Annotated in this window: 7 protein-coding genes; 4 read left to right on the top strand and 3 right to left on the bottom strand. The window is 64.2% G+C overall.

The window, feature by feature from the left end:
* Positions 1 to 314 precede the first annotated feature (314 nt).
* Together Q0319_RS00195 and Q0319_RS19325 are read right to left on the bottom strand one after the other, a co-directional pair.
* Complete coding sequence (locus Q0319_RS00195) at positions 315 to 719, bottom strand: DoxX family protein (protein ID WP_296470687.1); 405 nt, start codon at positions 717 to 719, stop codon at positions 315 to 317.
* A gap of 69 nt (positions 720 to 788) precedes the next feature.
* On the bottom strand, positions 789 to 2078 hold the full coding sequence (locus Q0319_RS19325) for a helix-turn-helix domain-containing protein (protein WP_363322221.1): 1290 nt from the start codon (positions 2076 to 2078) through the stop codon (positions 789 to 791).
* A gap of 361 nt (positions 2079 to 2439) precedes the next feature.
* Here Q0319_RS19325 and Q0319_RS00180 point away from each other — a divergent pair, with 361 nt between their 5' ends.
* From Q0319_RS00180 to Q0319_RS00170, 3 genes are all read left to right on the top strand, one after another.
* Complete coding sequence (locus Q0319_RS00180; protein ID WP_296470694.1) at positions 2440 to 3657, top strand: MFS transporter; 1218 nt, start codon at positions 2440 to 2442, stop codon at positions 3655 to 3657.
* 143 nt (positions 3658 to 3800) lie between these two features.
* On the top strand, positions 3801 to 4853 hold the full coding sequence (locus Q0319_RS00175; protein ID WP_299450034.1) for an ABC transporter substrate-binding protein: 1053 nt from the start codon (positions 3801 to 3803) through the stop codon (positions 4851 to 4853).
* Positions 4854 to 4867: 14 nt separating this feature from the next.
* Positions 4868 to 5818 carry a 2-oxoglutarate and iron-dependent oxygenase domain-containing protein gene (locus Q0319_RS00170; protein WP_299450030.1) on the top strand — a complete coding sequence of 317 codons (951 nt, stop codon included), beginning with the start codon at positions 4868 to 4870 and terminating at the stop codon, positions 5816 to 5818.
* 6 nt (positions 5819 to 5824) lie between these two features.
* Here Q0319_RS00170 and Q0319_RS00165 read toward each other — a convergent pair whose 3' ends face one another.
* Positions 5825 to 6763: a LysR family transcriptional regulator gene (locus Q0319_RS00165; protein ID WP_299450027.1), complete on the bottom strand. Its 939-nt coding sequence runs from the start codon at positions 6761 to 6763 to the stop codon at positions 5825 to 5827.
* Positions 6764 to 7020: 257 nt separating this feature from the next.
* Between Q0319_RS00165 and Q0319_RS00160 the strand changes: the two genes are divergently transcribed.
* Positions 7021 to 7298, top strand: a 278-nt coding sequence (locus tag Q0319_RS00160; protein ID WP_299450024.1) for a 7-cyano-7-deazaguanine synthase, incomplete at its 3' end; no start/stop codon positions are given.

Below are 7298 nucleotides of genomic sequence, written 5' to 3'. Positions count from 1 at the left end.
TTGGCGGCGATGAGGAAGGCTACCGCCGTCACGATGCGCAAGCGCAGGTTGGCGGCGCCGGGCGGCCACAGGTAAGGAAGGAGCGTGCGCAGCGTAGCGAATCCGCTGCCGGAGCGGCGCGTAGGAACAGGGTTTCTCAAGGCAATGCTTCCGGGGTTTCTCAGGGAAACGATAACCCTGATTGGATATCCGGGCCCGTGGCGGCGTACGGGCGCCTCGAATAGGCAGTGCGCGTCAGGTTGCCAGGCGCGTGGGGGACGGGGCCTTGCTCCTGCTGCCATCACGAAGCAGGAGCAAGGCCCGGGCGGGATGGGTCAGGCCCTGCTGCGCGCGGCGTCGAGGCTGAACGCGCCGGCCCCGGCTACGGCGAAGAACAGGAAAACGAAGCAGTACAGCACGGCCGGCTCGCCGCCGTTTTGCAGCGGACTGAGGAGGGCTTTGGGCGCGTGGGCCATGAAATACGCCACCGCCATGAAGCCCGACAAAATGAACGCTACCGGGCGGGTGAATAAACCCAGGATCATCAGTAGGCCGCCGGCGATCTCGAGCACGCCCGCCAGCCCCAGGAGCGAGAACAGCTGTATGCCTTGAAAGCCCAATGCAGGAATGTCGAAGAACTTGGCGGTGCCGTGTTGCATGAACACATAGGCGACGATGATCCGCATCAGGGCCTGCGCGCGCGGGGTCCAGACGGCGAAGAAATCATTGGACGTTTGCATTTTGTCTTCCTTCGAGGTTGAACTGCAGGTAGCCGCCGAAGCGGCGGGCGAGGACAAGGCGCTTGGCGCCTAACCGAAACGACTTGCGGAGACGACGACGTTCATGACTTCGTCCCGGAATATGCGACGGCCCGGATCGTCGCCAGCCGCCCCGGCGGCGATCATTAGCGGCAGCAAGTGATCCGGGCGTGGCTGCGCCAGGCGCGCGTCGGGTGCCCGGTCCCAGCTTTCGAGCGCTCGTTCGCGCTCCGCCCTGGGTAGCGCGACGGCGTCCGCCAGCCAGTCGTCGAAGCGTTCGGACGCGGGGCGGAAGGCAGGCGAGAATCCCCGCATGTTGTGGAAGCTCATGCCGCTTCCGACGATCAGCACGCCTTCTTCGCGCAGCGGTGACAACGCGCGGCCGGCCGCGAGGTGCTCGCGTGGGTCCAGGCCGGTTTTCATCGACAACTGGACGACGGGAACATCGGCTGCCGGGAAGATCAGCTTGAACGGCACGAAAACGCCGTGGTCCAAGCCCCGCAGGGTGTCGGCGGCGGATTCGATGCCGGCCGCGCCGAGCAGCGCCTGTACCCTGGCGGCGAGCTCGGGTGAGCCGGGCGCCGGGTATTCCAGCCTGTATGTATGCTCGGGAAAGCCGTAGTAGTCGAAAAGCAAAGGGGGATGCGGGCCGGCGTTGACGGTGAAGACCGGCTCCTCCCAGTGGCCGGAGACCACGAGGACGGCCTTGGGCCGTGTCGGGATCGATGCGGCTAGCCCTTTCAGGAAGGCGGCCATCCGGTCCCACATATGGGGATTGCCGGGCCATTCCATGAAGAAGCAGGGGCCGCCTCCATGAGGTATGAAGAAGGTAGGCAGTCGGTTGGCGCCGGGCGCGGACGGCATGGGGAACTCCTCGTTTCTGCACGCACTATAGGGGCGTAACCGCAGCGCAATCAATCGCAAGGATGAAAAGCGGGGTTTTCGCGGTGTCGAGATTAGGCGGTCAGGCCTGGTCGAAGAATGCGCTGGGGGGATACCGAACTGCCGCTTGAACATCGTCGAGAATGCGCTGGGGCTCGCGTAGCCCAGCTCCAGCGCGACATCGAGGACTTTCGCGCCGGTGGCCAGGCGTTCCAGCGCCTCCATCAGGCGCGCCTGCTGTCGCCATTGCCCGAACGTCATGCCGGTTTCCCGCAAGAAAAGGCGATGCAGGGTCTTGACGTCGACGCCAAGGCGATCCGCCCACCCCTGTGCGGTGGTTTTGTCGTCGGGCGCGGCGACGATCGCATCGCATACCGCCTGGAGGCGAGGATGGGTGGGGCGGGGCAGGCGCAGCGGCAGCGTAGGCAGTTGCCGCAGCTCGTCCAGCGGCAGGCGCATGACGCTCACCCACCATGCGAAGCCCGTGGTGGACCGACGGGGGCATCCACAGCCACCACCGGGTAGGCGGAACGACCCACCGGCCCATGTCGGTATCGGCGACCATGACACCGTGCACGTCGTAGATGAGCTGCCCGGAGGGGTGTTCGTGGCGCCCTGTGTAATGGCCCGGCGGGAAATCCTTGACCATGGCCGTGAGCAGGCGTTCTCGCCGGTCGTAATCGTGATAGTCGGGAAAAAGGGCGGGGGTGTCCATTTCTCGAAACCTCCTGCCTCATTTTCGCAAGACAGGCGCGGCCAGGCCAGGTACGCTACCCACACGCAAAAACCTGACTGCCGCAGAGGCGGCCTCCGAGACATCATGCAAAGCGTCCATCCCGCCCAAGTTCCTTCCGCCCAGCCGGAACGCACCGGATTCCGGATATTAGGCGCCATCAGCTTCTCGCACTTCTTGAACGACATGCTGCAGTCGCTGATCTTGGCCGTCTATCCGTTGCTGAAGAGCGAATTCTCACTTTCCTTCACGCAGATCGGCCTGATCACGCTGCTCTATCAGTGCACGGCATCGCTGCTGCAACCATTGGTCGGCTTTTATACTGACCGGAACCCCAAGCCGTATTCCCTGCCCGTCGGCATGGCCTGCAGCCTGAGCGGGATCATGCTGCTCGCTTTCGCGCCCAATTACCCCGCCTTGCTGGTGGCGGCCGCCTTGCTGGGCACGGGGTCCTCGATCTTCCATCCCGAATCTTCCCGCGTGGCGCGCCTGGCTTCGGGCGGCCGCCACGGCTTGGCGCAATCCATTTTCCAGGTGGGCGGCAACGCTGGCAGCGCCATGGGGCCACTGCTGGCCGCGTGGTTCATCATTCCCCGCGGCCAGGACAGCCTCGCGTGGTTCGCGCTGGCCGCGCTGCTTGCCATGGTGGTGCTCTTTCAGGTGGGGGGCTGGTATAAGCGCCAGCACTTGTCTGGTCCGCGCAAGGCCCGCCCTGCTCCGCTCCCGTCCCCGCGCAGCCGCGGCGTCGTGGTGGGATCGATGGCCATCCTGCTGACGCTGTTGTTCTCCAAGTATTTCTACATGGCGAGCTTCACCAGCTACTACACCTTCTACCTGATGCAGCGCTTCGGCGTTTCCGTGCAAAGCGCGCAGATGCACTTGTTCGCCTTTCTTTTCGCGGTGGCGGCCGGAACCATACTGGGGGGCCCCATCGGCGACCGGATCGGCCGCAAGAAGGTGATCTGGGGATCCATTTTGGGCGTGGCGCCGTTCGCCCTGGTCCTGCCGCACGTCGGTCTGTTCTGGACCGGTGTACTGAGCTTCGTCATCGGCCTCATCCTGGCTTCTGCGTTCTCGGCCATCATCGTGTTCGCCCAGGAGCTCATGCCGGGCAAGGTGGGTACGGTCTCGGGCTTGTTCTTTGGCTTCGCGTTCGGCATGGGGGGCCTTGGCGCCGCCGTGCTCGGCAAGGTGGCAGACGTGACCAGCATCGAATATGTGTACCAACTCTGCGCCTTCCTCCCGTTGCTCGGATTGCTGACCGCGTTCCTGCCCGACCTGGGGCGGCCACGTGCCAAGGCATAGATAGACGGCCACGCCGGGCCGGGTAGCGAGCCAGGCTGACCACTGTTGCTTTCAAAGCAACAGTGGGGCCGAAAAACGATTCTTGTGGGCAATGCAAACGCGGACTACCTTAGCCGCGTCGTTTATTCCTCATCGGAAATCCCATGCGTTGCTTATCGGATCTCGTCGGGGTTGCCCGGTCGGCGGGGCGCGCCGCCATGGCCGCAATCCTATTCGCACCTGCCGCCCACGCGGCGCAGCTGGACATGACCTTCCAACTCGATTGGAGGTTCGAAGCGAGTTCAGTTCCCTACATCGTCGCGAAGTCCAAGGGGTACTTTGCCGAGGAAGGGCTGAACGTTACGCTGAACGTTGGCGCTGGATCGGCGGCCACTATCACAAGGCTGGCTGCAGGCAACGCCGACATGGGGGTCGGCGACATCAGCTCTTTCGTCGAGTTCGTCGGGAATAACGAGCGCGTGCCCGCCAAGGCAGTGTTCTTGATGTACGAGAGCACGCCGGCTGGGATTTTTACGCTCAAAAAGACCGGCATCACGCGCCCGGCAGACCTGAAAGGGCTTACCGTGGCCGCGCCCGTCAACGACGGCGCGCGCAAGATTTTTCCGCTGTTCGCCCAGGCTACCGGCCTGGGCCAGGATAGCGTGACCTGGATGTCGGTCGAACCTGCCATCCGCGAAACGTTGCTGGTGCGTGGCCAGGTCCCTGTCATCGCAGGCTATGCGACTTCTGCGCTAGTGTCGCTGCAGCGCCTGGGCGTACCGCCGGAGGACATCGTCTCCATGATGTACGCGGACCATGGCGTCGATCTCTATGGCAATGCCGTGTTCGCGACACCTCGCTTCATCCAGGAACACCCGAAGGCCGTAGCCGGCTTCCTGAAGGCGTTGGCGCGAGCGCTCAAAGATATCGCTGCCGATCCCCAGGATGCCGTGAACCGGCTCAAGGCGTTCGACCCCTTGATCGATCCCAAGCTCGAAGCATTGCGGCTGGGGATCCTGCTGAACCGTCAGATCGTCACGGCACATGTACGCCAGGCGGGCGTAGGCGAGATTGATCCGGTTCGCCTCCAGGCTTCGATCGACAAACTCCACGCCGCCATGGCGCTCAAGAGCAGGCCGGACGGCCGGGCGCTGGTCGACATGCGTTTCTTGCCCCCTCAAGCCGACCGCATGATCGCGCCGGCCGCATCGAATTGAAGGACGACAGAGGCATGGAAACTTTACCCCGGATCGATTTCACGGACTTCCGCTTCGGCGATCTTGCCGAGCGCCGCGCGGTCGCACGCCGCATCGCGGATGCATGCGCGCATTACGGGTTTTTCTATCTGACGGGCCATGGTGTTCCCGAAGAGGCCATCGCCCACACTTTCGAGGTCGGTGAACGCTTCTTCGCGCTGCCTCTGGAACAGCGCATGGCCTGCCGCGCGAAGGCACGCAACCAGAACCGGGGTTATCAACCCATGTTCGACACGAAGCACGGCGACCGGCCGGATGGGAAAGAGTCGTTCGACATGGGCTTTCCGCTGCCGCCGGACGACCCGGACGTCTTGGCAGGATTGCCCTTTCATGCCGTCAATACCTGGCCGGACGATCCGGAATTGCGGCACGCGATGGAAGCGTTGTATTTCTCCATGTTGGAATGCGGGCGCAACGTGCTTCGCGCAATGGCCATGGCGCTGGATGCCGACGAGAACTTTTTCGTTAGCCGCTGCCGCAAGCCCATCACCAACATGCGCATCTTGCATTACCCGCCGCAGGAGCTGATCAAGGACCGTACCGACATCGGCGCCGGCGAGCATACCGACAAAGGTCTCATTACGTTGTTATTGAACGACCGCCGGGGCGGCCTGGAGGTCAAGACTCCCGCGGGGGATTGGATCGAGGCCCCGCCCATGGACGGCGCGATCATCATCAATGTGGGGCGGCTGCTGACGCGGTGGACGAACGGCCGATTCGTGAGCGCCGTGCATCGCGTCTACAACCGGACGGGTTTGCGGCGGTATTCCATCCCGCAGTTCCATCATGCCGACTATCGGGCGGTGATCGATCCCCGGGACTTGCCGGGTGTGACCGATCCCAAGTTCGAGCCCGTGGTGGCGGGCGACTTCGTTGCCGAAAGCTTCCGCGGCGATCGCGCTTCATGGAGGGAAGCGGCGGCTTGAAGGCGCCTACCCGACGTAGTCGTCGAAGCGTTGCTGCAACAACTCGAGCACCACGGCGGCTGCGACGGGGAGATGCCGCTCCATGCGAACGTGGAGCGAGAATGTAATGGTGCTGCTGCCGCGGTCCGCGAGCGGGACCAGCACCAGCCGGCCGGCCTTGAGTTCGGGCAGGATGGAGATCCGCGTCATGACCGATACCCCGGTTCCGGCGAGCGCCATTTGCCTCATCATCGCGATCGAATTGGTTTCGAGCAAAGGCTCGAAGCGGGCCTGCGGCCCGAGGTTCAGCCGATCGAGCGTGGTGCGAAGCTCCATGCCCTGGGCCGGAAGCACCAGCGGCAGCCCGAGGCACTCGCGGAAGCGGACGCTCTTGCGCTTGGCCAGCGGATGGTCCGGCAGTACCGCAAGCCCGATGGGAACGTTAGCGGTGCGCAGGCGGGTGACCGGTTGGGCCAGCGGCGGGTCCCAGCACATGCCCATGTCGAGTTCGCCCTTGGCTACCCGGGTAGTGATTTCTGCGGAGTTGCCCGTCTCGACGCTGAACGAGATGCCCGGATAGCGGGCGTGCACGTCCGCAATGAGCCCCGGTGCGATCAGTTCGCTCATGTACTGCAATATGCCGATGCGTACCCGGCCACGTCGCAGCCCCCGGAGCGCATCGATCTGGGCCAGGGCATCTTGGAAATCCCGGTTCAGGCGCTGGGTCGCCGCCAGCATGGTTTCGCCCGCCGCCGTCAGCCTGACCCCGCGCGGGAGCCTTTCGAAGAGAGGAACACCGAGTGCTTCCTCGAACTTCATGATCTGGCGCGTGACGGCGGACGGCGCAACGTGGAGATGGTCTGCCGCGCTGCGGACGGAGCCGCGGCGCGCGACTTCGACGAAGTAGCGGATGAAGGGGGCGAAAGGATGCACGCCGGCCTCGCGCGATGGGAGTGAAAAAAACATGCTTCAGGGCCCATGCAATATAACGAGGCCAGGCGCATTGGGGAACGGCTTGCGGGCAGAAGGCCCGTCGCGCGGCTATCGGAGGACCCAGGGGATATCGTGCTACCCTGCGCTTGCCAGCGCCATAGTCAGCAGGTTTTCTTGATGAAACGCTTCATTCTCTTTCTCGACATATTCCTGTGCGGCGGCAGTGGCGGCGCGCCCTGCTGCACGGTGCCGTCCGCTCCTGCGCCCGGCTTTGCGGAGGGCGTCAGCTGATGGACACCCGCAAAGCACTCGTCCTGTTCTCCGGCGGGCAGGATTCCACGACATGCCTGGCCTGGGCCCTCGATCGCTACGCGGCCGTGGAAACCGTGGCTTTCGACTACGGCCAGCGCCACCGGGTCGAGCTCGATGCCCGCCAGAACGTGCTGCGCGAGCTGCGCAGCCGTTTTCCCGCCTGGAGCGAGAAGCTCGGCGAAGACCACACCATTGACTTGTCGGTGCTCGGCAAGATCAGCGAAACCGCCCTCACGCGCGAGACCGAGATCCGGCT

Source organism: uncultured Pigmentiphaga sp. (assembly GCF_937950555.1).
Classification (GTDB): Bacteria; Pseudomonadota; Gammaproteobacteria; order Burkholderiales; family Burkholderiaceae_B; genus Pigmentiphaga.
This window is presented reverse-complemented; position numbering and strand designations above follow the sequence as displayed.